The organism is Streptomyces sp. NPDC059166 (assembly GCF_042755185.1).
Taxonomy (GTDB): Bacteria; Actinomycetota; Actinomycetes; order Streptomycetales; family Streptomycetaceae; genus Streptomyces.
On record NZ_JBHZCI010000032.1, the window covers coordinates 32,810 to 53,670 of the forward strand.

Annotated in this window: 19 protein-coding genes; 13 read left to right on the plus strand and 6 right to left on the minus strand. The window is 71.9% G+C overall.

Features of this window, described 5'->3' with window-relative positions; all coding sequences use genetic code 11:
• Nucleotides 1-13: 13 nt before the first annotated feature.
• Nucleotides 14-1,330, minus strand: a complete 1,317-nt coding sequence (locus ACFXOA_RS23090) for an ABC transporter substrate-binding protein (protein WP_385031665.1) — start codon at nucleotides 1,328-1,330, stop codon at nucleotides 14-16.
• Nucleotides 1,331-1,604: 274 nt separating this feature from the next.
• Here ACFXOA_RS23090 and ACFXOA_RS23095 point away from each other — a divergent pair, with 274 nt between their 5' ends.
• A complete protein-coding gene (locus ACFXOA_RS23095) occupies nucleotides 1,605-2,666 on the plus strand; it encodes a LacI family DNA-binding transcriptional regulator (protein ID WP_385031668.1) in 1,062 nt (353 codons plus the stop codon).
• A gap of 150 nt (nucleotides 2,667-2,816) precedes the next feature.
• On the opposite strand, the gene ACFXOA_RS23100 is transcribed toward ACFXOA_RS23095, so the two are convergent.
• Complete coding sequence (locus ACFXOA_RS23100; RefSeq protein WP_385031671.1) at nucleotides 2,817-3,734, minus strand: LysR family transcriptional regulator; 918 nt, start codon at nucleotides 3,732-3,734, stop codon at nucleotides 2,817-2,819.
• A 127-nt stretch (nucleotides 3,735-3,861) separates the two neighbouring features.
• Between ACFXOA_RS23100 and ACFXOA_RS23105 the strand changes: the two genes are divergently transcribed.
• The 12 genes from ACFXOA_RS23105 (at nucleotide 3,862) to ACFXOA_RS23160 (ending at nucleotide 15,569) form a co-directional block, all read left to right on the plus strand.
• A complete protein-coding gene (locus tag ACFXOA_RS23105; protein WP_385031674.1) occupies nucleotides 3,862-4,863 on the plus strand; it encodes a fumarylacetoacetate hydrolase family protein in 1,002 nt (333 codons plus the stop codon).
• Nucleotides 4,860-5,822 carry a cyclase family protein gene (locus ACFXOA_RS23110; RefSeq protein ID WP_385031676.1) on the plus strand — a complete coding sequence of 321 codons (963 nt, stop codon included), beginning with the start codon at nucleotides 4,860-4,862 and terminating at the stop codon, nucleotides 5,820-5,822. Before ACFXOA_RS23105 ends, ACFXOA_RS23110 begins: the two co-directional genes overlap by 4 nt.
• Nucleotides 5,823-5,844: 22 nt before the next feature.
• Nucleotides 5,845-6,975 (plus strand): FAD-dependent oxidoreductase, encoded by a 1,131-nt coding sequence (locus ACFXOA_RS23115; RefSeq protein ID WP_385031679.1) that lies wholly within the window; start codon nucleotides 5,845-5,847, stop codon nucleotides 6,973-6,975.
• Nucleotides 6,972-7,979, plus strand: a complete 1,008-nt coding sequence (locus ACFXOA_RS23120; RefSeq protein WP_385031682.1) for an amidohydrolase family protein — start codon at nucleotides 6,972-6,974, stop codon at nucleotides 7,977-7,979. Before ACFXOA_RS23115 ends, ACFXOA_RS23120 begins: the two co-directional genes overlap by 4 nt.
• 7 nt (nucleotides 7,980-7,986) lie before the next feature.
• A complete protein-coding gene (locus tag ACFXOA_RS23125) occupies nucleotides 7,987-8,919 on the plus strand; it encodes a VOC family protein (protein WP_385031685.1) in 933 nt (310 codons plus the stop codon).
• Between the two features lie 103 nt (nucleotides 8,920-9,022).
• The gene (locus ACFXOA_RS23130; protein ID WP_385031688.1) at nucleotides 9,023-9,994 is read left to right on the plus strand and encodes a fumarylacetoacetate hydrolase family protein; all 972 of its coding nucleotides are present in this window, start codon (nucleotides 9,023-9,025) and stop codon (nucleotides 9,992-9,994) included.
• A gap of 14 nt (nucleotides 9,995-10,008) precedes the next feature.
• Nucleotides 10,009-10,758 (plus strand): SDR family NAD(P)-dependent oxidoreductase, encoded by a 750-nt coding sequence (locus tag ACFXOA_RS23135; protein WP_385031804.1) that lies wholly within the window; start codon nucleotides 10,009-10,011, stop codon nucleotides 10,756-10,758.
• Entirely contained in the window at nucleotides 10,755-11,540 is a 786-nt protein-coding gene (locus ACFXOA_RS23140; RefSeq protein WP_385031691.1) for a CoA transferase subunit A, read from the plus strand. The genes ACFXOA_RS23135 and ACFXOA_RS23140 overlap by 4 nt, the downstream gene beginning before the upstream one ends.
• Nucleotides 11,540-12,190, plus strand: a complete 651-nt coding sequence (locus ACFXOA_RS23145) for a CoA transferase subunit B (protein ID WP_385031694.1) — start codon at nucleotides 11,540-11,542, stop codon at nucleotides 12,188-12,190. Before ACFXOA_RS23140 ends, ACFXOA_RS23145 begins: the two co-directional genes overlap by 1 nt.
• Nucleotides 12,191-12,370: 180 nt before the next feature.
• On the plus strand, nucleotides 12,371-13,582 hold the full coding sequence (locus tag ACFXOA_RS23150; protein WP_385031697.1) for an FAD-dependent monooxygenase: 1,212 nt from the start codon (nucleotides 12,371-12,373) through the stop codon (nucleotides 13,580-13,582).
• 46 nt (nucleotides 13,583-13,628) lie between these two features.
• A complete protein-coding gene (locus tag ACFXOA_RS23155; protein ID WP_385031699.1) occupies nucleotides 13,629-14,669 on the plus strand; it encodes a cupin domain-containing protein in 1,041 nt (346 codons plus the stop codon).
• A 33-nt stretch (nucleotides 14,670-14,702) separates the two neighbouring features.
• Nucleotides 14,703-15,569: a fumarylacetoacetate hydrolase family protein gene (locus tag ACFXOA_RS23160; protein WP_385031702.1), complete on the plus strand. Its 867-nt coding sequence runs from the start codon at nucleotides 14,703-14,705 to the stop codon at nucleotides 15,567-15,569.
• A gap of 142 nt (nucleotides 15,570-15,711) precedes the next feature.
• Here ACFXOA_RS23160 and ACFXOA_RS23165 read toward each other — a convergent pair whose 3' ends face one another.
• From ACFXOA_RS23165 to ACFXOA_RS23180, 4 genes are all read right to left on the minus strand, one after another.
• Nucleotides 15,712-16,560, minus strand: a complete 849-nt coding sequence (locus ACFXOA_RS23165) for a LuxR C-terminal-related transcriptional regulator (RefSeq protein WP_385031705.1) — start codon at nucleotides 16,558-16,560, stop codon at nucleotides 15,712-15,714.
• A gap of 341 nt (nucleotides 16,561-16,901) precedes the next feature.
• Nucleotides 16,902-18,395, minus strand: coding sequence for a glycoside hydrolase family 43 protein (locus tag ACFXOA_RS23170; protein ID WP_385031708.1), 1,494 nt, complete (start codon nucleotides 18,393-18,395; stop codon nucleotides 16,902-16,904).
• Nucleotides 18,396-18,632: 237 nt separating this feature from the next.
• On the minus strand, nucleotides 18,633-19,403 hold the full coding sequence (locus ACFXOA_RS23175) for an NADase-type glycan-binding domain-containing protein (RefSeq protein ID WP_385031711.1): 771 nt from the start codon (nucleotides 19,401-19,403) through the stop codon (nucleotides 18,633-18,635).
• Between the two features lie 892 nt (nucleotides 19,404-20,295).
• Complete coding sequence (locus ACFXOA_RS23180) at nucleotides 20,296-20,859, minus strand: phage tail protein (RefSeq protein ID WP_385031714.1); 564 nt, start codon at nucleotides 20,857-20,859, stop codon at nucleotides 20,296-20,298.
• Nucleotides 20,860-20,861 lie beyond the last annotated feature (2 nt).

A 20,861-nucleotide genomic window follows, 5' to 3' on the forward strand; every position in this document is an offset into this window, starting at 1 on the left:
CGCCCCCGGCCGGTCACTGGGCGGCCAGGGCGTCCTGGACGGTCTGCATGAACTGCTCCGGGCTGGTGCTCCCGCTGACGAGGCCGGCCGCGTTCTGCTGGCTGACGGTGGTGGCCTTGGTGCTGAACAGGGCCTCGAACCACAGCACGTTCTGCTTGGAGGCGCTGATGGTGTCGCGCACCTGGGTGGTGACCGCGTTGGCGTCCTTCACCTCGGTGTTCACCTTGAAGCCGGTGATGGAGCCGTGGTCCTTCAGCGCGGTGGAGCCGTAGTTCTTCGCGATGCAGGAGACCCAGTCACCGGTCTTCTTGTCGAAGGACTTCGCTCCGAGGGTGATGCCCAGACCGACGTTGGACGGGTACTGGTCGGCCGAGCCCTTGCCGCCGGAGACGGCGGGGAAGGGCATGAAGCCGACGTTCTCGGCGCCGACCTTGTTCTGCTTCGCGTCCGAGATGTTCGCCAGTGCCCAGCTGCCCATGTAGAACATGGCGGCCTTGCCGGCCAGGAACTGGTTCATCGCCGTGTCGTAGTCGATGGAGCCGACGCCCTTGCCGAAGTACCCCTTCTTTCCGAGCGCGGCGATCTCCTCGGCGGCCTTCACGTACTCCGGGTCGGTCAGCTTCGCCTTGCCGTCGGCGACCTTCTGGAGCGCGTCCGGGCCGAGGCTGCGGTACAGGTAGCCGCTGATCAGCCGGGTCAGCGGCCAGCCCTGCTGGCCGGAGGCGGAGAACGGCTGGACGCCCCCGGCCTCCAGCTTCGCCGAGGCCGAGACGAGTTCGTCCCAGGTGGCGGGGGTCTTCAGGCCGTTCTCCTGGAAGAGCTTCTTGTTGTAGAAGATCCCCTCGATGTTGTACTCGTACGGAAGGACCTCCAGCTTGCCGCCGTAGAGCGCCTTGATGGTCGAGACGGCGGCCGGCTCCAACTGGTCGAGGGCACCCAGCTTCTTGAGCTCCGCCTCGAGGTCGGCGACCTTGCCGGACTTGGCGAGCTGCTGGGTGAGGGCGGGCGCGTTGCCGGCGGCGAACTGGACCGGCAGCGCGTCCTGACCGGCCAGCAGCTGGAGTTTCTGGTCCAGGCTCGCCTGCGGAACGGTCTCCACCTTCAGCGGCAGGGCGTCCTGGGCCGTCTTGCAGGCGCCCTCGGACAGCGTGGTGAGCGCGGTCTTCACGGTGGTGTTCTCCGTGACGCTCAGGTAGCTGAACTCCTTGGGCGCGGACGAGGACCCCCCGCCGCTGCCGCCGCAGGCGGTGGCGAGCAGGGCGAGTGACGCGGTTCCGGCGGTGAGCAGGGTGAGCCGCGCACGTGGGGCGCGGGCGGTGCGAGGAGGCACGAAAACTCCCAGGAATCATGGCGGGAAGGCGAGATGCGGGATGCGGGGAGGGGCGCGGGGCGATCGGCGGGCCCGAGAGCGCGGCAGGTCGGCGACAGCGGCCAGGGTGTGTATAACGTTCTCCGCACCGGGTGGGCAACACCATGCACCTCCCTCGGGCCACCGTCAAGACACAGCGGGGTAACACCGTGTTGACAAGGGGATTGCCAGACGACTGTCCAGGAGTAACGTGTAGATCGTTGCACCTACACCCACACCATCGGGGACGAGGACTATGGACGGGGCTGCGGCCAAGCCGAACAAACGCGTGACCATCACCGATGTCGCCCGGCACGCCGGGGTGTCCACGGCGGCGGTCTCCAAGGTGATGCGGAACGCGTACGGGGTGAGCCCCTCCATGCGCGAGAAGGTCCAGGCGTCCATCGCCGACCTCGGATACCGGCCGCACGCGGCGGCGAGGGGGATGCGCGGCCGGACGTACACCATCGGCGTGCTGCTGGACAACGTCCGCAACGCCTTCTTCGCCGACATCCTCGACGGTATCCGCGACGAGCTCCGCGAGACCGAGTACACGGTGCTGATCGGAGCGGCCGGCTTCGGGCCGGAGGAGCAGGCCAGGACGATCCGCTCCATGGTGGACCGTCAGATGGACGGGCTGATCCTGATCGCGCCGGGCACCCCGCGCGCCGAGGTACTGGCGACCGCCGCCGCGACTCCGACCGTGGTCATCGGACATCACGACGCCTCCGACAGCTACGACTCGGTCGTCGACGCCGACGACCTCGGCGCCGCCCTGGTGGTGGACCATCTCGTCTCCCTGGGACATCGGGACATCGCGCTGGTCTCCGCCCCCGGCGCCAGGGCCAACAAGTGGAAGCGCACGCCCGAGGCGGTGCTGAGCGAGGGCTATCTGGGGGCGATGGAACGGCACGGGCTGACGGACCTGGCCCGCGTCCACCACACCGCCTACTCCGACGACGGCGGTTTCAAGGCCGGCATGACGCTGCTGACGGCCGAACGTCCGCCCACCGCCGTGATGACCGGCGCGGACGTCGCCGCGCTGGGTGTCTTCCGCGCCGCGCACGAACTCGGCCTGAGCATTCCCAGGGACCTGTCTCTGGTCGGCTACAACAACACCGCACTGGCCGCCCTGGCGCCCGTCCAGCTGACCAGCGTGGACCAGGCGGGCCACACCATGGGATCGGCAGCCGCACGGATGCTGGTCGAACGCGTCGAGAACCGGAGGGACAGGGCGATCCAGACCACGATGACCCCGAGGCTCGTGGTCCGCTCCACCACCGCGGCGCCTCCCGGAGGCCGAGGGGCGTCCCGGTAGACGAGGGCGGCTGAGGCGCGCCCCGCCCGGGACCGGCGGACTCGTACGAGCATGAACCCCGACCGGGGCGCCTGCCCACCCCCTGCGCGATTCACGTCACGGATGTCCGCATCCGTCAGCCGGATGGCTCCGGCACCCGGCGGCGGCCGCTCACTCCCCGGGCACGTCGGGCATCCGCCTGCCGACGCGGGCCGCCGTCTCCCGCAGCCAGATGTGGGCCGCGTCGTGGGTGTGCACCGGATGCCACCACATGGCCTCCCTCAGCGGTACCGCCTCGTACGGCGGCTCCACCACCCGCACGTCGGCGAGCGGCGTCATCAGCCGGGCGAGCCTGGCCTGGATGAGGGCGATGCGGCGGGTGCCCGCCACCAGCAGCGGGATGCTCTGGAAGCTGTCCACCGAGACCTCGACCCGGGGTTCGATGCCGAGCATCCCGAGCTGGCGGACCGCGGGGGCGTCATAGGTGCGCTGGTAGGTGACCCAGGGCAGCCGGGCCAGGTCCTGCCGGGTGAGCTGCCCGTCGACGCCCGGATGGTCTTCGGCGACGAGGAAGACCCAGCGGTCCCCGTACAGATCGGTGGCCGGGAAGTCGCTGATCACACCGTGCGGCATCAGCAGCCCGTCCGACGTGCTCAGCAGCGTGTCGGTGGCGTCCACCACCGTGGTCGGGGTCTGCGCGAAACGCAGGCGGATGCCCGGCGCCTCCTCGTGCACCGCACGGGCCAGTTCGGCACCGAAGACGGCGACGGCGTAGTCGGACGCGATCAGCTTGAACTCACGGCGCTCGCGGGCCGGATCGAAGTCCGCCTGGCTGGCGAAGAGGCGTTCGAGCATGTCGTAGGCGGTGGAGGTGCGGTCGAGGAGGACCTGGCCGAGCGCGGTCAGTTCGTAGTGGCCGCCGACGCGGGCGAGGAGTTCGTCGTCGAAGTGCCGGCGCAGACGGGAGAGGGCGGCGCTCATCGCGGGCTGGCTGAGCCCGATCCGCTGCCCGGCCCGGGTGACGTTGCGTTCCTCCAGCAGGGCACGCAGGGCGACGACGAGATTGAGGTCCAGACGACTCAGATTCACGGGCTTGTCCCTAGCTGTGCGGCACTGACCAGCGAGAATCCATGAGATGGATGCATGTCATCCACAGAATCGATTTCCCTGATCACGGGTGGGGGGTCCAGATTAGTCACATCGCAATCAGGAGGACATGTCCGTGAAACCTGAAGCCACGTCCGCGCTCTTCGCCGGACCCTTCGCCCTCGCCACCCTCTCCCTCCCGGGTGAGCCCGCCTTCCCCGCCCTGGTCACAGCCGAGGGAAAGGTGATCGACCTCCGAACCGCCTTCTCCCGGGCGGAGTTGACCGTACGAGACCTGCTCGACGCCTGGGACACGGCGCTCCCGCGCCTCACCTCGCTCGCCGCGGACGGGACGGCCGCGACGGAACCGCTGGCGGACTTCCGGGTGCACGCGCCTCTCGAACCCCGCCAGGTGTTCCAGTCCGGCGCCAACTACCGGCAGCACGTCATCGACCTGCATGTCGCGCACCGGGCGCCGGGGGACGACCGGCCGGAGGAGGAGCGGCGGGCGGAGGCCGCGGAGATCATGGACCGGCGGGCCGCGGACGACCTGCCGTACGTCTTCATCGGCCTGCCCAGCGCGATCACCGGCCCCTACGACGAGGTCGTACTGCCCGCCTGGGCGAAGAAGCCGGACTGGGAGCTGGAACTGGCCGCGGTGATCGGGCGCCCAGCCCACCAGGTGTCCGTCGAGGACGCCCTCGGCCATGTGGCCGGATACACCATCGCCAACGACCTGACCGACCGGGCGACCGTGTTCCGACGGGACATGCCGCAGATCGGCACGGACTGGCTCCGCAGCAAGAACGCGCCGGGCTTCACCCCGCTCGGCCCGTGGATCGTGCCCGCCGCGTCGGTCCCGGACACGACCGACCTGCGCCTCACGCTGAGGCTCAACGGCGAGACCATGCAGGACGAGTCCACCAAGGACATGATCTTCGGCGTCGCCCGCATGGTCTCCTACGCCTCGCAGACCGCCCGCCTGCTCCCCGGTGACCTGGTCCTCACGGGCTCCCCCGCCGGCAACGGCATGCACTGGGGCCGGCTGCTGCGCGACGGCGACGTCATGGACGCCTCGATCACGGGGCTCGGCTCCCAGCGCACCACCTGCGCCGCCGAGGTGACGCCGTGACCCCGGACCGCACCGACCCCGAGGGCTCGATAGCCCGGACCGCGAAGGCGCACTCCAACTGGGGCCGCTGGGGCGACGACGACGTGCTCGGCACACTGAACTTCCTCGACGAGGCGAAGCGCCGCGAGGGTGCCGCGCTGATCCGGCGGGGCGTCAGCTTCTCCCTCTCCCAGCGCTTCGACATCGACGGTCCGCAGAAGGGCTGGCGCCGGCGCACCAATCCGGTCCACACGATGCTGGACACCGGGACCGACGCCGCCCTCGGCAACCAGGGGCTGCCGCACGGGATCGGCGGCGCCGACGACGTCATCGCGATGCCGCTGCAGTGCTCCACCCAGTGGGACGGCCTCGGCCACATCTTCGACCACGGCAAGGCCTGGAACGGCCGCCCCGCCGAGCAGGTCGTGACCTCCGACGGCGACCTGGTCACCGGCATCGAGCACATGGCCCCGCACGTCGCGGGCCGCGGTGTGCTGCTCGACGTGGGACGCGCGATCGGCACGGACGGCGAACTGCCCGACGGTTTCGCCGTCACCGAGGAGCACCTCACCGCCACCACACAGGCGCAGGGCGTCGCCGTCGGCCGCGGGGACATCGTGCTGGTGCGCACCGGGCAGTTGGCCCGGGTCCGCCGGGACGGCTGGGGTGACTACGCCGGCGGTCCCGCGCCGGGGCTGTCATTCACCACGGCCGGCTGGCTGCACGGCAGCGAGATCGCCGCGATCGCCACCGACACCTGGGGGTTCGAGGTGCGGCCCAACGAGTTCGACCAGGCCTTCCAGCCGCTGCACCAGGTGGCCATCCCCCATCTCGGCCTGCTCATCGGTGAGATGTGGGACCTCGACGCCCTCGCCGAGGACTGCGCGTCCGACGGCGTGTACGACTTCTGGCTCACCGCCGCACCCCTGCCCATCACCGGAGCGGTCGGCTCCCCCGTCAACCCGATCGCCGTCAAGTAGACAGCGGAACAAGGGAGTTCCCATGACTGAAGACCGCACGGTCCTCGTCGTCGGCGGCGGCGCCGCCGGCAACGCCGCGACCGTCCTGCTGCGCCGGGCCGGCTTCGGCGTCGACCTCGTCGAGGCCAAGGACGACTGGAACGCCACCGCGGGCTCGGGCATCACCGTGCAGGGCAATGCCCTGCGTGTGCTGCGCGAACTCGGCGTGTGGGACGAGGTGAAAGCCTCCGGCTACGGATTCGGCTCGGTCGGCATCACCGCGCCGGACGGCACCGTCCTGCACGTCCAGGACGACCTGCGCACCGGCGGCGACGACCTCCCGGCCACGGTCGGCATGCAGCGCCCGCGGCTCCAGCAGATCCTCATCGGGGCGGTGCGCGCCAGTGGTGCGACCGTGCGTCTCGGTACCACCGCCGAGATACTCGGCCAGGACGCCGACGGCGTCATAGTACGGTTCTCCGACGGCACCGAGCGCCGCTACGACCTGGTGATAGCCGCCGACGGCATGGGGTCGGCCACGCGTGCCGCGATCGGCATCACCGCCAAGCCCGAGCCGACCGGCATGGCCATCTGGCGGGTCGAGGCGCCACGTCCCGCAGCGGTGACCCGCACCGATCTCGCGTACGGCGGACCGGCGTTCATCGCGGGCTACTGCCCCACCAGCGAGACGACCCTGTACGCGTACGCCGTCGAGGCCAACCGCGACCGCGCCGCCATCGCGCCCTCGTCGTACGCGGACGAGATGCGCGGCCTCACCCGGCACTACGGCGGCTTCTGGCCGGAGATCACCGAGCACATCACCGACCCGGCGAAGGTCAACTACACCTGGTTCGACCGGATGCTCGTCGAAGGCTCCTGGCACCGCGGGCGTGTCGTCCTCGTCGGCGACGCCGCCCACTGCTGCCCTCCCACCCTGGCCCAGGGCGCCGCGCTGTCCCTCGAGGACGCCTGGGTGCTGGCACAGCTGCTGGCCGGCTCCGACACCTGGGACGACGCCCTGTTCCAGGCGTACCACGAGCGGCGCGTGGCCCGGGTCCGTCCCGTGGTGGAGGCGTCCGTGCAGATCGGTCAGTGGCAGCTCGACGGAGTCCGCGACGCGGACGTCCCCGGCCTGATGGGCCGCACCATGGCGATGCTGAGGGAGCTGCCGTGACCACGCCCCGGAGCGCCACCGTCGATGTGCACGCCCACATCCTGCTGCCCGGCATCGAGGCCCTGGTGGAGGGGCAGCCCGGGCTCGCCGAGGCACGGGCGCTGGACGCCCGCCGCAACGGCCCGGACGCCCTCGCGGTCAGCGGTCCCATGGTCCGTGAGCGCTTCGCCCGCCTGACCGACGTAGGCGTACGCCTCGCCGCGATGGACGCCCAGGGTGTGGACGTACAGCTGGTCAGCCCCTCCCCCTCGCACTACCACTACTGGGCGGACGAGCAGACGGCGGGGAAGGTGTTCCGGCTCGCGCACGAGGAGACGGCGGCCCACTGCGCGGCAGCCCCGGACCGGCTGCGCGGGCTCGGTCTCGTGCCCCTCCAGCACCCGGAACTCGCGGTCGAGGCGCTGGACCACGCGCTCGCCCACGGCCTGCTCGGTGTGGAGCTCTCCAGCCACGCCCCGGGCAGGGAACTCTCCGACCCGGCCTACGAGCCCCTGTGGGCCCGGGCGGAGGAGACCGGCGCCCTGCTGTTCCTGCACCCCTTCGGCTGCACCCTCGACGAGCGGCTGGACCGGTGGTACCTCTCCAACACGGTCGGCCAGCCCACCGAGAACGCCGTCGCCCTCTCGCACCTGATCTTCTCCGGGGTGCTCGACCGGCACCCCGGTCTGAAGCTGATCGCCGCGCACGGCGGAGGCTATCTGCCCACCCACATCGGCCGCTCCGACCACGCCTGGTCGGCCCGGTCCGACGCGGGCGCCGGCTGCGCCCACCTGCCCAGCAGCTACCTGGGACGGCTGTACTTCGACTCGCTGGTGCACGACCCGCGTGTGCTGCGGGAACTGGTGCGCGTCGCCGGGGCCGACCGCGTGCTGCTCGGTTCCGACTTCCCCTTCGACATGGGCACCGAGGACCCGGTGGGCGCACTGCGCGCCGCCGGTCTGCCCGAATCCGAATTCCACGCCGTACGAGGCGGCAACGCCGCCGCCCTGATCGGGAAGGACTGACACCGCCATGCGCCTGCTCACCCATCTGAGGCACGTCGATCTCGCCGTGCCCGACTACGACAAGCAGCTCGACTTCTACTCCGGTGTCTGGGGGCTCACCAAGGTCGCCGAGGACTCCGGCATCTCCTTCCTCGCCGCCGAGGGCTCCCCGGAGCAGTACGTCGTCCGGCTCCGCAAGGCGGACGAGAAGCGGCTCGACCTCGTGTCCTACGGCGCCGCGGACCATGCCGGCGTCGACACCCTCGCCGAGCGCCTTCTCGCGGGGGGCGTACAGCTGATCTCGCAGCCGGGGAAGGTCGACACCCCCGGCGGCGGCTACGGCTTCCGCTTCTTCGACGTGGACGGCCGCACCATCGAGGTGTCCGCCGACGTCGAGGTCCGGCAGCACCGCAGGATCGAGGAGAAGGAGGCCATCCCGGTCAAGCTCTCCCACGTCGTCCTCAACTCCCCCGATCTGAACCGCACCCGGGAGTGGTACGAGCGGCACCTCGGCTTCGCCCTCTCCGACACGCTCAGCTCGCCCCACATGGGGGAGGTCATGCACTTCATGCGCATCAGCAACCAGCACCACTCGATGGCCATCGCCCAGGGACCGCACACCGCCCTGCACCACGTCTCCTTCGAGATGCGCGGCATCGACGAGTACATGCGCGGCTCCGGGCGGGTCATGCGCGCCGGGTTCAAGAAGATCTGGGGCCCTGGACGGCACATGGCGGGGGACAACACCTTCACCTACTTCCTCGACCCGCACGGCAACACCGTGGAGTACACGACGGAGCTGGAGTGCCTGGACGAGGACACCTGGCACCCGCACGTCTACGACTTCTCGAAGCCCGAGGTCACCGACCAGTGGGGGACGGCCAACGCGATGAACGAACTCGTCGCCAAGGAGTCGTTCAACGACGTCGACCGCGGCGTGTTCGTCGCGCCGCCGGTCTGATCCGGTCCGGCCCCCGCCAGCTCCGGGGGCGTGGCGGCCCTGTCAACTGCCCTGACGTTCCACCCCACGCCCCCGGCTCCCTCCTTCCGTCCGGAGCCGCCCCATGCGTTTCGCCGCCTATGAACACCAGCACCGCCGCCGGGTCGCGGTCGTGGAGGACGACGGCACCCTCCTCCCGCTGCCCGGGGTCACCGACCTCACCGCCCTGATCAGGGAGACCGGAGGACTGCCCGGCCTCCTGGAGGCCGGAGCGGCCGCTCTCGACGTGCCGCCCGGACCGTATGTCTCCCAGGTGCGGCTGCTGCCCCCGCTCCAGCCCGCCTCCGTACGGGACTTCGTCACCTTCGAGGAGCACGTCGAGGGGGTCCGCCGCGCTGTTGAGGGGACCGCCGGCGTTCCCGATCAGTGGTACGCGGCCCCGACCTTCTACTTCACCAACCCGCACGCGGTCTACGGCCCGGACGACGGCGTCCCCGTGCCCCCGGGATCGTCGGTGCTCGACTTCGAGCTGGAGGTGGGTGCCGTGATCGGCCGGGAGGGCCGCGATCTGACCCCGGAGCAGGCCCGTGACCACATCGTCGGTTACACGGTCTTCAACGACTGGTCCGCCCGTGACCTCCAGGGTGCGGAGATGAAGGTCGGTCTCGGCCCGTGCAAGGGCAAGGACACCGCAACCACCCTGGGGCCCTACCTGGTGACCGCCGACGAACTGGAGCCGCACCGCGACGCCGACGGCTTCCTGCGCCTCGCCATGACGGCGGAGGTCAACGGGCAGGTGGTCGGGGAGGACCTGCTGTCCAACATGAGCTGGACCTTCGAGGAGATGACCGCCTACGCCTCGCGCGGCACCCGCGTGGTCCCCGGTGACGTGCTCGGTTCGGGCACCTGCGGCAACGGCGGCTGCCTCGCCGAACTGTGGGGCAGGCGCGGCGATCAGACCCCGCCGCCCCTGGTCCCGGGCGACACGGTCGCCCTCACCGTCGAGGGACTCGGCACCCTCACCAGCACCGTGGTCCCCGGTGTGGAGCCCGTTCCGCTGCCGTCCGGGCGGCGTCGCACCCGGGAGCGGCCGTGAACGACCCGCACCCCATGAGGCTGATCGGCAAGGTCGTCGTCGTCACCGGCGCCGCCCGCGGCCAGGGCGCCGCCGAGGCCGCGCACCTCACCCGTGAGGGCGCCAGGGTGATCGCCACGGACGTCGTGGAGACACCCGGCTGCCGGCGCCTCGACGTCACCAGCGAGGAGGACTGGGCGGAACTGGCCCGAGAACTGCGGGAGTCGTACGGTCAGGTGCACGGCCTGGTCAACAACGCGGGCGTCACCTGGCGGGCCCGTGTGGGCGACGCCAGGCCACACGACATGGCGCGCGTCCACGCGGTGAACGTCACCGGTCCGCTGCTCGGCATCCAGCATCTGGCACCGCTCATGCAGCCCGGCGCCTCCATCGTCAACGTCGGCTCCTCGGCGGCCCTCACGGGCCACTACCCGGTCGCCTACACCACCAGCAAGTGGGCGCTGCGGGGCCTGTCGAAGACCGCCGCACTCGAACTCGGGCCACGGGGCATCCGTGTGAACACGATCCACCCCGGTTACATCGAGACCGAGATGACGGCCTCGGCGGACCCCGCGTTCCGTGAGTCCAACATCCGTGAGACGCCGCTGGGCCGCACCGGGAGCGTCGACGAGGTGACGCCCCTGGTGGTCTTCCTGCTCTCGGGAGAGTCGTCGTTCATCACCGGGGCGGAGATCCCCGTCGACGGCGGTCTGACTTCGCACGGCGGCGTCAAGTCAGTCTCCGACGCCTTGATCTCGTCCGGCCGGAAGGACAGCAGCCCATGAACAAGGTCCGTGACAGCGCTGCGGAGGCGGTCGCCGACATCCCCGACGGGGCTTCGCTCGCCGTCGGCGGCTTCGGCCTCAGCGGTGTGCCGGAAGTACTGATCCGCGCCCTGCACGAGCGGGGAACCTCCGGCCTGAAGGTGGTGTCCAACAACTGCGGCGTCGACGGCCGCGGGCTCGGCCTCCTGCTCGCCGCCGGGCGGATCGCCCGGGTGACCGGCTCGTACGTCGGTGAGAACAAGGAGTTCGCACGGCAGTACCTCTCCGGCGAGCTGGAGGTGGAGCTGACCCCGCAGGGCACGCTCGCCGAGCGGTTGCGCGCGGGCGGTGCGGGAATCCCCGCCTTCTACACCCCGGCAGGCGTCGGCACCCAGGTCGCCACCGGTGGCCTGCCGTGGCGGTACACGCCCGGGGGCGGCTCCGTCGCCGTGGCGTCACCGCCCAAGGAGACCCGGGACTTCGGGGGCCGCCCGCACGTCCTGGAGCACGGCATCACCACCGACTTCGCCCTGGTCCGGGCCTGGCGCGGGGACCGGCACGGCAATCTCCTCTTCCGCCGGGCCGCCGCCAACTTCAACCCGTTGGCAGCGACGGCCGGGCGCGTCACCGTGGCCGAGGTCGAGGAGCTCGTCGAACCGGGCGAACTGCCTCCGGACGCGGTGCATCTGCCCGGGATCTACGTCCAGCGGGTCGTGGCGCTGACCGCCGGCGAGGCCGCCGACAAGCCGATCGAGCGCCTTTCGCTCTCCACGCCCCCGGCACCAGGGAAGGCAGGCAACTGATGGCATGGACCCGCGACCAGATGGCCGCCCGCGCCGCCGCCGAACTCACCGACGGCTCATACGTCAACCTGGGCATCGGTCTGCCCACTCTGATACCGGGCCGTCTCCCGCCCGGCGTCCATGTCGTCCTCCACTCCGAGAACGGCATCCTCGGCACCGGCCCCTACCCCACCGAGGCGGATGCCGACCCGGATCTGATCAACGCCGGCAAGGAGACGGTCACCGTCCTGCCCGGCGCCTCCTTCTTCGACTCGGCGCTCTCCTTCGGCATGATCCGCGGCGGGCACGTGGACACCGCGGTGCTCGGCGCCATGCAGGTCTCCGCCCGCGGTGACCTGGCCAACTGGATGATCCCCGGGAAGATGGTGAAGGGCATGGGCGGGGCCATGGACCTCGTGCACGGCGCCCGCCGCGTCATCGTGCTGATGGAGCACACGGCCAAGGACGGCAGCTCCAAGGTCCTCGATGAATGCACCCTCCCGCTCACCGGTGAACGCTGCGTGCAGCGGATCGTCACCGACCTCTGCGTCCTCGACGTCACGGAGGCAGGTCTCGCCCTCGTCGAGACGGCTCCGGGTGTCACCGTGGAGGACGTCCTGGCCAGCACCGAGGCCACGGTCCACGTGAGCGGCGACGCAGCCGTGTGCTGAGCCCGCGACCCGCAAGACCACCCCTTTCCACCGTGAACATCGCTGTTCAGCAGCACCGTTGACGCGGAGGGCCACCGCGCCCGGAATCGCCTGTACGTCATCGGTCGGCGTACCGACGACCCGGATCCGGTCGGGTCTCCGTCATCCCGGTGCCCTCACGCACAGACTCCTGGAGGCCGCATGCCTGTCACCACTCCCCTCCACATCGCCGTCGTCGGTGGCGGTATCGGCGGTCTGGCCGCCGCACTGGCGACGGCCCGTTCCGGTCACCGCGTCACCCTCGTGGAGCGCGCCGGGCGCTTCGGTGAGATCGGAGCCGGACTGCAACTCGCCCCGAACGCCTCGCTCGCCCTCGACGAGCTCGGCGTCCTGTCCGCCGTCCGGCACACCGCCGTCGCACCGCCTCGCCTGGTGATGATGGACGCCCTCACGGGCGACCAGGTCACCGCCCTCGATCTGCGGGGCACCGCCTACACCGAGCGCTTCAAGCACCCCTACCTGGTCACGCACCGCACGGACCTGCACTCCGCGCTGCTGTCCGCCTGCGAGGAACACCCCCGCGTCACGCTTCGCACCGGGCACACCGTCACCCGTGCCGAACAGGACGGCTCCGGCGTCCGTCTGCACTTCGCCGGCGGACAGCGCCCCCTGAGCGCGGACGCGGCCGTCGCCGCCGACGGCCTGCACTCCTCCCTGCGCCAGGCCCTGGTGGGCGACGGCGACCCCGTGTGTTCGCGCTACGTGGCATTCCGCGGCGCCATTCCGGCCGCGCGGATGACCGGCCGGATGTCCCGGATCGCCGCTTCGGACGCGGTGATGGTCTGGGCCGGACCGCGTATGCACCTGGTGCAGTACCCCCTGCGGCGGGGCGAGTTGTACAACCAGGTCGCCGTCTTCGAGAGCGACCACTACACGCCGGGCTCCGACGACTGGGGCACGGAGGCGGAGCTGGAGGAGCGCTTCGCCGGCACCTGCCAGGCCGTACGCGACGCACTTCCCCTGGTCTCGCGCGACCGGCGCTGGCCCCTGTACGACCGGGCGCCCATCGACAACTGGGTCCACGGCCGCATCGCCCTCCTCGGGGACGCCGCCCACCCGATGCTCCAGTACCTGGCCCAGGGGGCCTGCCAGGCCCTGGAGGACGCCGTCGCCCTGGGGCAGGCCCTCGCGGGCGCGAGCGATCCGGCGGATGCCTTGGCAGCGTACGCCGACAGACGTCGCGAGCGTGCGACGCGCATCCAGACCGACGCCCACCGCTTCGGCGAGATCTGCCATCTGGAGGGCATGGGCGCGACCTTCCGCAACATGGCCCTCTCCTCCCGCGGTCCGGAGGACTTCGACGACGTCGCCTGGGTGTGGACCCCCGCCCCGGCCCCCGTCGCCGCCCAGTGAACCGGCGGCTGACCCGGCCACTGAACCGACAGCGAAGGAGAACACCGTGACGGCCGACGACCCCGCCTACCAGGCCCTGGACCGGCTGGGCGCCGCCCCTCTGTGGCGCTTCTACGGCGACCTGTTCCCGGCACAGCCGAGGAGCCGAGCCGTACCGCACCGCTGGAGCTGGCGCGAACTCAGGCCCCATCTCCTCCACTTCGCCGGGACGCTCTCGCTGGACGAGGCCGAACGGCGGGTACTGATGCTGGTCAACCCTGGTCTCACCGACCCGCCGGCCACCGTCAACACCCTCTACGCCGGGCTCCAGATCATCCTGCCCGGCGAAACGGCTCAGGCCCACCGGCACACCTCCAACGCCTTCCGCTTCGTCCTGGAGGGCGACGGCGCCTGGACCACCGTGAACGGCGAGCGGGTCTTCATGTCGCCCGGCGATCTGCTGCTCACACCCGGCTGGCACTGGCACGACCACACCCACGAGGGCGACGCGCCGATGATCTGGCTCGACGCGCTCGACTACCCGCTGGTCAACGCGCTCGAAGCAGGCTTCTACGAGAAGTACCCCCAGCGCCTCCAGCCCGTCACCCGGCCCGACGACGCGGGCAGCAGGCAGTTCCTGCACGGCCGGCTGAACCCCGTCTGGCTCGACCAGGACGGCCCCAACTCGCCCGTCACGCGCTACACATGGGCGGAGACCCGGAAGGCCCTCGACTCCGTGGCGGACACCGCCGAGGGCAGTGACGTCGACGGGATCGTCCTGGAGTACACCAACCCCTGGACCGGCGGCCCCGTGATGCCGACGATCGGCTGCCGCGTCCAGCGCCTGCGCCCGGGTTTCCGGGGCGCGGGGCGCCGGCACACGGCATCGACCGTCTTCAGCGTCGTACGGGGCGAGGGCGCCACCGTCGTCGACGGCGTACGTCTGGAGTGGTCGGAGAAGGACACCTTCGCCGTCCCCGGGTGGGCTTCGTACCGGCACCTCAACTCCTCGTCGACGGACGACGCCGTGCTGTTCTCGTACAGCGACGAACCGGTCATGCGTTCCCTCGGCCTCTACCGCACGGAAAGCGCCGACCCCGGCGCCTGACTCTCCCCCACCGACACCCACAAGGAGGCCGTCATGCGACTGGCCCTGTTCGACAAGGGACGCCTCGGCGTCGTGGACGGCGACAGCGTCGTCGACGTGACCGACCAGCTCGCCGGGGGCGCGGCCGCCGGTGCGGCCGGAGCGCTCCACCAGTACATCGAGAACACGGCCGTCGGCCCGGCCGCGCGCTTCGACCTCGCGGACCGCCCCCGGATCCCGCTCTCCGAGGTGACGCTGGAGGCCCCTCTCCCGCGCCCCGGGAAGATCGTCGGCGCGCCGGTCAACTACCTCGACCACAAAGCCGAGATGGAGTACACGACGTCCGTCGCGGATCTCGGTGTCTTCCTCAAGGCGAACTCGTCGGTCATAGGCCCCGGCCATGACATCCTGCTGCCGTACAGCGACAGGCGCACCGACCAGGAGGGCGAGCTCGGCGTGGTCATCGGCCGCACCGCCCGCCATGTCGGCGCGGACGAGGCCCTGGACCACGTCTTCGGCTACACCTGCGTGCTGGACATCACCGTCCGCTCGGGTGAGGACCGTTCCACCCGCAAGTCGTTCGACACCTTCACACCGCTCGGCCCGTGGATCGTGACCGCTGACGAGATCCCCGACCCGGACGCCCTCGACCTGCGGTGCGACGTCGGCGGCACCACCCGGCAGCGCACCAGCACCGCGGACCTGATCTACGGAGTGCGCGAACTGATCGCCTACACCTCCTCCGTGATGACCCTGCACCCGGGCGATGTCATCGCGACCGGCACCCCGGCGGGTGTCGGACCGCTCAGCCACGGCGACCGTGTCGTCCTGGAGATCGCCAGGGTGGGGCGCCTGGAGGTGGGCGTCGACGGCTCCGAGGCCATCGCGTACGACGGGCGCCCCGGCCGCCGGGACGGCTGAGCGCACGGTCCGAAGGCGCCGGCGTCCCTGGACTCCTCGGCGTACGGCGGGCGCCCTCTCGGCGACGGCGCCCGGACGCGGCCGAGGACGGCCGTGGCGCTCGGGAGGGTGTCCCGGCTGCCCGTGGCGCCGCCGGAGTCGGTCAGATCCAGTTGTTGCGCATGGCGTACCAGCCCAGCTGCAGCCGGGAGGTGACCGACGCCAGGTCCATGAGCGCCCGCACCTTGCGCTGCACCGTGCGGGGGGAGGTCCCCAGCTGCTTCGCGGTGGCCGCGTCGGTGAGGCCGGAGACCATCAGCTGGAGGATCTGCCGGTCGACCGCGGTGAGCTCGGCGACCTCGCGCAGATACGGCCGGGCCTGCCGCCAGGCGGCGGCGAACAGCTCGGTCACCAGTACCGTCAGGGGCGGCCGCAGCAGCACGGCACGTTCCTGGTCGATCTGGACCATGGCGACCTCCCCGTCGGCCACGGCCAGCTTGAGCAGGGGGTGGTCCACCACCCGTACCTGCTCGCCGCGGGCCACCCGCTCCTCCAGGGCGGCCACGGCCGCGGGCTCCGCGAGGAAGTCGCGGTCGACGAGGAGCTGGTAGGTGACCTCGGGCGGAGCGCTGAGCCTGGGCGCCGGCGCCTCCCCCGAGGGGGGTACCGGTGGCGCCAGGGTGTGCGGGACCGGAGTGATGGTGTTGAGGCCGGTCAGGAACGCCTGGAACGTGCTCCGCGCACCGGTCTCCAGTTCCAGGATGCGCCGGGCCTGGGCCGGCGGGCCGTCGACGGTCTCCACCCGCACGGCACCGTCCTCCCCCGGCCGCCCGCGGACGAGTTCGGCCGCGGCGGACTCGGCGTGCCGCAACTCGTCCTCCAGCCGCGCGAACAGGCCCCGCAGCCGCGCCTCGGGGTCACCGGCTCCGGCGGGACCCCACGGCGGGCGGGGTCGCGAACTGTCCTTGGCGGCGTCCGCGGCGGCGGGTGACGGTCTTCCGAGATCGTGCATGGGTGTCAGCATCGCGCACGGCACATCCGTGCCCGAGCCGGGAAGGCGTCTGCCCGGCGGCCGCTGAACAGCCTGTTCACCGCGTCGGCAAAGGCCTCGCAGGCACTCTCCGGAACCCGCCGACCCCCGCTGGCGACATTACGACATGTCGTCTCCTCGCCACGGCTCGACGGCACCACGGCTCGACGGCTCGACGGCTCGACGGCTCGACGGCTCGACGGGCCCACGCTCCACGGCCGATGCGGGGAGAAGGGCGCGGTCGAAGCGGTGTCGTCACGGGAACCGCGCGCCGCCGGCCCGCCGGGGAGGGGACGGCCCTGGTCCCCGGCAGGCCGGTCCGGTCAGTTCACGTACACCTCGGCGCGGTCGATGCTCACGAACGAGGCCCCCGACTGCGAGTTGTGCTCACCGGTGACGCGTACGCGCAGGGTGTGCCGCCCGGCGGCCAGACGCGGGCTGAGGTACTGCGACGCCTCCCCCACCCGGATCGAGTTGTGCAGGTCGACCCGCTGCTCGGCCCCGCCGTCGACGCTGATCGCCGCGTAGCCGTTCCCGGTGTCCTTCACGGAGAGCAGGGCGATGCGTGTCCCGGTGAAGGTGAAGGTCGCGGTGGCGCCCGCCTGGTCGCTCCAGTGGTCGTCGCCCCAGAAGCACTGCGTGCCGCAGCCCGTACCGGAGTTCCACGCACCGGTGTAGGTGAGGGAGCCGGCGCCGCTGGAACGGCCGTCGTCGTTGATCCAGTAGTTGCCGGACCCGGGATCACCGGAGGGCAGGTCCTGGGTCGCGCCCATGGCGAGAGGACGGCCGAAGTCGGGGCTGCCGTCGGCCCGCCAGGTGAACTTCTGGGCGCGGGTGGTGCGGTTGGTGTAGGTGTTCACCGAGGTGGTCTTGGCGTGGTACACGATCCAGTCCTCCGTGCCGTCGGGGGACCGGAAGAACGCGTGGTGGCCCGGCCCGAACACACCGCGGTCGTCGGCGCGCGAGAAGACCGCTCCCTGGTGCTGGGTCCAGTTGCCCGGCACGAGCGGGTCAGCGGTGAGCGGCATCGACTTCATCCAGACCTGGTAGTCCGGCTTGCCGGTGTCGCAGGTGGAGTAGGTCATCCAGACCCGTCCGTTCCGGTAGAGGAACTCCGGGCCTTCCCGGACCTCCGGGCAGCCGCCGGCGCCGTCGATGGCGACGGCGCCACCGGAGACGGTGTACGGGTTCGACATGGGGGCGATGTTGAGCCCGTTGTGCTGGTACGGGTTGATCCCGCTGTACGCGAGGTACAGCCGGCCGTTCAGCTGCAGGATCCCGGCGTCGATCGCGAAGTCGTCCGCGTGGTTCGGCGGGGCGAGCTTGGCCTTGAAGTGGTACGGCCCGGCCGGGTCGTCCCGGTCGGACTCCAGGACGTACAGCCGGTGGTGGTCGTCGACGCCGTCGTCCGCCGTGTAGTAGAGGTACCAGCGGTCGCCGAAGCGGTAGAACTCCGGGGCCCAGATGTTGCGGTTGCGCGAGGGGTCGGAGTCCGTCCAGACGGTGATCGGGTCGGCGGTCGACAGGGTGCCCAGGGAGGGCGAGCGCCACATGCGGATGGAGCCGCCCTGCGTCGTCGTGAGGTAGTAGTTCCCCTGCCAGTGCGTCATGAAGGGGTCGGGGCCGGCGTTCAGGGGATTGCGGAAGGTGCCGGCCGCCGCGGCGGCGACGGCGGTGTGGGGGGCGGTAGGCGCGGGGGTCGCGGCTCCGGCCGGCTGGGAGACCGCAGTCAACTGCCCGGCGAGGAGCAGGACAAGGGCGAGAGCGGCTACGAGAGTGGTGCGTGCGCGGGTGGGTCTGGGGGGACTGGCAAGCACGGGAGTCCTTTCCGCGGCGCTTCACATCGATGTTTTACATCGATGTAACGACGGGGCGTCAGGCTAGGGACAGCCGGCTTCGGTGTCAACACGGCACGGGCCCCGGCCGGAGGGCTCACTCCGGCCGGACTTCGGCACGGAGAACTCGTTGGTTCCGGACCGGTCGGTGCGTAAGCGGTTCAGGAACCGACGTGGTCCGTCCTCCGGGCGTGGGCCCGTTGCCGGGGCGGGACGGCCTCAGCTCCGCTGGAAGAACTCCACCTCGGCCAGCGCCAGATGACGGCCCTCGGCCTGGCCGGCCGGTGAGCGCAGGACGAGGCGGACCGTGCGCACGTCGCTGATCTGGACGGGCACCGTCTGCGGGCCCGGCTTGTCGCTGAGGGAGAGCTCCCTGCTCTCCCTCCCGCCGTCCTCGGTCGTCACCTCCAGGTCCAGCCGGAGCGCGCGCGCCTGCCGTGCGTACTCCTGGGGCTTCGGGGACGCTCCGTTGGTGATGATCAGGTCGACCAGGCGGAAGGGCTTGCCGAAGGTGTACGTCACCGAGGCGCCCTCCGAAGGCGCGCCCCAGTAGCGGTTGCTCAGCCCGTCCGTGGTGTTCGCGGCGGGGTGCCGTGGGATCTCGGCACTGGCCTCGGTGTTCGCCGGGGTGATGGGCTTGGACTTGCCCAGCTTGTCCCGGGTGTCCTCGATCAGGGCCCGCCCGGCGGGGAGCAGGAGGAAGCCGCCCGCGCACAGGGCCAGTACGACGACCAGCACCACGACGAAGCGCAGCAGCCTGCCCGAACTCGCCCGCACCCGCCGCCGGAACGGCCACACCGTCCGCCACCAGGGCAGCGCTTCCGGCTTCGCCGCGGGGCTCAGCTCCGCCGCGCAACGCCGGCAGAACCGGCGCCCCGGCTGGTTGGGCGTCCCGCAGGCAGGGCAGGGCGTGCCCGTCCCCTCGTCCGGCGAGGCGGTGGGACGTACGACGGGACGGGGGGCCACCGGCTTCGCGGGGAGGACCGGCACCGGATCCTGGACGGGCGGGGCCTCGGGAGCGGGGGTACGGGGGCCCGGCGCCGCGGTCGGGCGTACGGGGGCGGGTTGGCGGGGGACGGGGGGCCGCGGGAGGGAGGGCTCACGCGGGCCGGTGGCCGCCGCCGTGGTGTCAGGCTCCGGGGAGCCGGCCGGAGCGGAGGCGGGCGAGGCGGGGCTGCCCGCGCCTCCCCCGTCCGGCGTCCGCGTACCGGACACGGGGCGCGGCTCCGGGGAGGGGGCGTCCGCGGAGGGGGCGTCTGCGGAGGGGGTGTCCCGCCGGGCACTCCGGGCTCGCTCACGGTCCGGCGCGGTGCCGGGACGCGCCGCCGGACCGGCTTCGCGCCGTTCCTCGCCGGACCGGCCCCGGCGGGTCAGCCGGGCGCGCAACGAGGAGGTGGAAGGGGCCGCCGTCGGCTCCGGCTCGCCGGAGGACGGCCGAGCCGGATCGCCCGGCGAAGGCTCCGCCGCCGCGTCCGGGGCCGGTCCCGCCGTAGTCTCCGCGGAAGGTCCCGCGGGTGCGCCCCCGGACGGTCCCGCCGTGCTCCGGGAAGGACCGGACCGGAGGGGTGCGCCCGGGGTGGTGGTCGCGGACGGCGCAGGCGTGCCCGGCGTGGTGGTCGCGGGCGCCGACGACGTGTCCGGAGTGGTGCCGGTCGCGGACGTCGCAGGCGTGCCCGGCGTGGTGCCGGTCGCGGACGTCGCAGGCGCGTCCGGCGTGGTGCCGGTCGCGGACGGCGCGGAGGCGGCCGGGGTGGTCGCGGTCGGCACCGGCGTGTCCGGGGCGGCGGCCGTGTCGGACCAGCCCAGGTACGCCCCGCAGTTGCCGCAGAAGTCGTCCCCGGCGCCGTTGGACGCCCCGCAGGCGGGACATGCGCGCATGACGTCACCTCCCTTCGTCTGTGGGCGGGCCGGAGAGGATCTCCACCCGGCACGCGATGTGCACCGGGCACATCGCCCGGACGATCTCGCGGACCCGCTCCGGGTCCACGGGTTCCGTTCCGTCCCCCGGCCACACCCGCACCAGCGCCTGCGCGGAGGGCTCCGGCGGCAGCTCGGCGCCGGGAGTGCCGGACCACACGGCTCCGCCGTCCTCGCTCACCCGCGCGTGGGCCCCCAGCGCGAGCTCCAGTGCGTCGACCAGGCCGCGCCCGGTGCCGCGCCAGCGGTGCAGCTCCATCGCTCTGACGACCGCCTCACGGCGCTGCTCCACCGGCCAGTCCGAATCGTCCGCGGCGCCCACCCAGGAGGCGAGCCATGCGACGAAGTCCGTGGGGGCGAGCCGGGGGTCGAGGTAGGCGGGGAGGTTGTCGAGGGTCGCGAACACCGGGGCCAGGACGGTGTCGAGGCCGGCGGTGAAGCGCTGCGCGAAGTCGTCGTCGGCGTACAGCGCGGGCAGTTGCCCGCCGATCGGATAGCGGCTCGGCAGCTCCGGGACGGCGGCCCTCACCG

Excerpts from the sequence above, each read along its gene's own strand:
- ACFXOA_RS23095 (WP_385031668.1), top strand. The coding sequence starts at position 1,605 with ATGGACGGGGCTGCGGCCAAGCCGAACAAACGCGTGACCATCACCGAT.
- ACFXOA_RS23105 (WP_385031674.1), top strand. The coding sequence starts at position 3,862 with ATGTCCGTGAAACCTGAAGCCACGTCCGCGCTCTTCGCCGGACCCTTC.
- ACFXOA_RS23115 (WP_385031679.1), top strand. The coding sequence starts at position 5,845 with ATGACTGAAGACCGCACGGTCCTCGTCGTCGGCGGCGGCGCCGCCGGC.
- ACFXOA_RS23125 (WP_385031685.1), top strand. The coding sequence starts at position 7,987 with ATGCGCCTGCTCACCCATCTGAGGCACGTCGATCTCGCCGTGCCCGAC.
- ACFXOA_RS23130 (WP_385031688.1), top strand. The coding sequence starts at position 9,023 with ATGCGTTTCGCCGCCTATGAACACCAGCACCGCCGCCGGGTCGCGGTC.
- ACFXOA_RS23135 (WP_385031804.1), top strand. The coding sequence starts at position 10,009 with ATGAGGCTGATCGGCAAGGTCGTCGTCGTCACCGGCGCCGCCCGCGGC.
- ACFXOA_RS23140 (WP_385031691.1), top strand. The coding sequence starts at position 10,755 with ATGAACAAGGTCCGTGACAGCGCTGCGGAGGCGGTCGCCGACATCCCC.
- ACFXOA_RS23145 (WP_385031694.1), top strand. The coding sequence starts at position 11,540 with ATGGCATGGACCCGCGACCAGATGGCCGCCCGCGCCGCCGCCGAACTC.
- ACFXOA_RS23150 (WP_385031697.1), top strand. The coding sequence starts at position 12,371 with ATGCCTGTCACCACTCCCCTCCACATCGCCGTCGTCGGTGGCGGTATC.
- ACFXOA_RS23160 (WP_385031702.1), top strand. The coding sequence starts at position 14,703 with ATGCGACTGGCCCTGTTCGACAAGGGACGCCTCGGCGTCGTGGACGGC.
- ACFXOA_RS23165 (WP_385031705.1), bottom strand. The coding sequence starts at position 16,560 with ATGCACGATCTCGGAAGACCGTCACCCGCCGCCGCGGACGCCGCCAAG.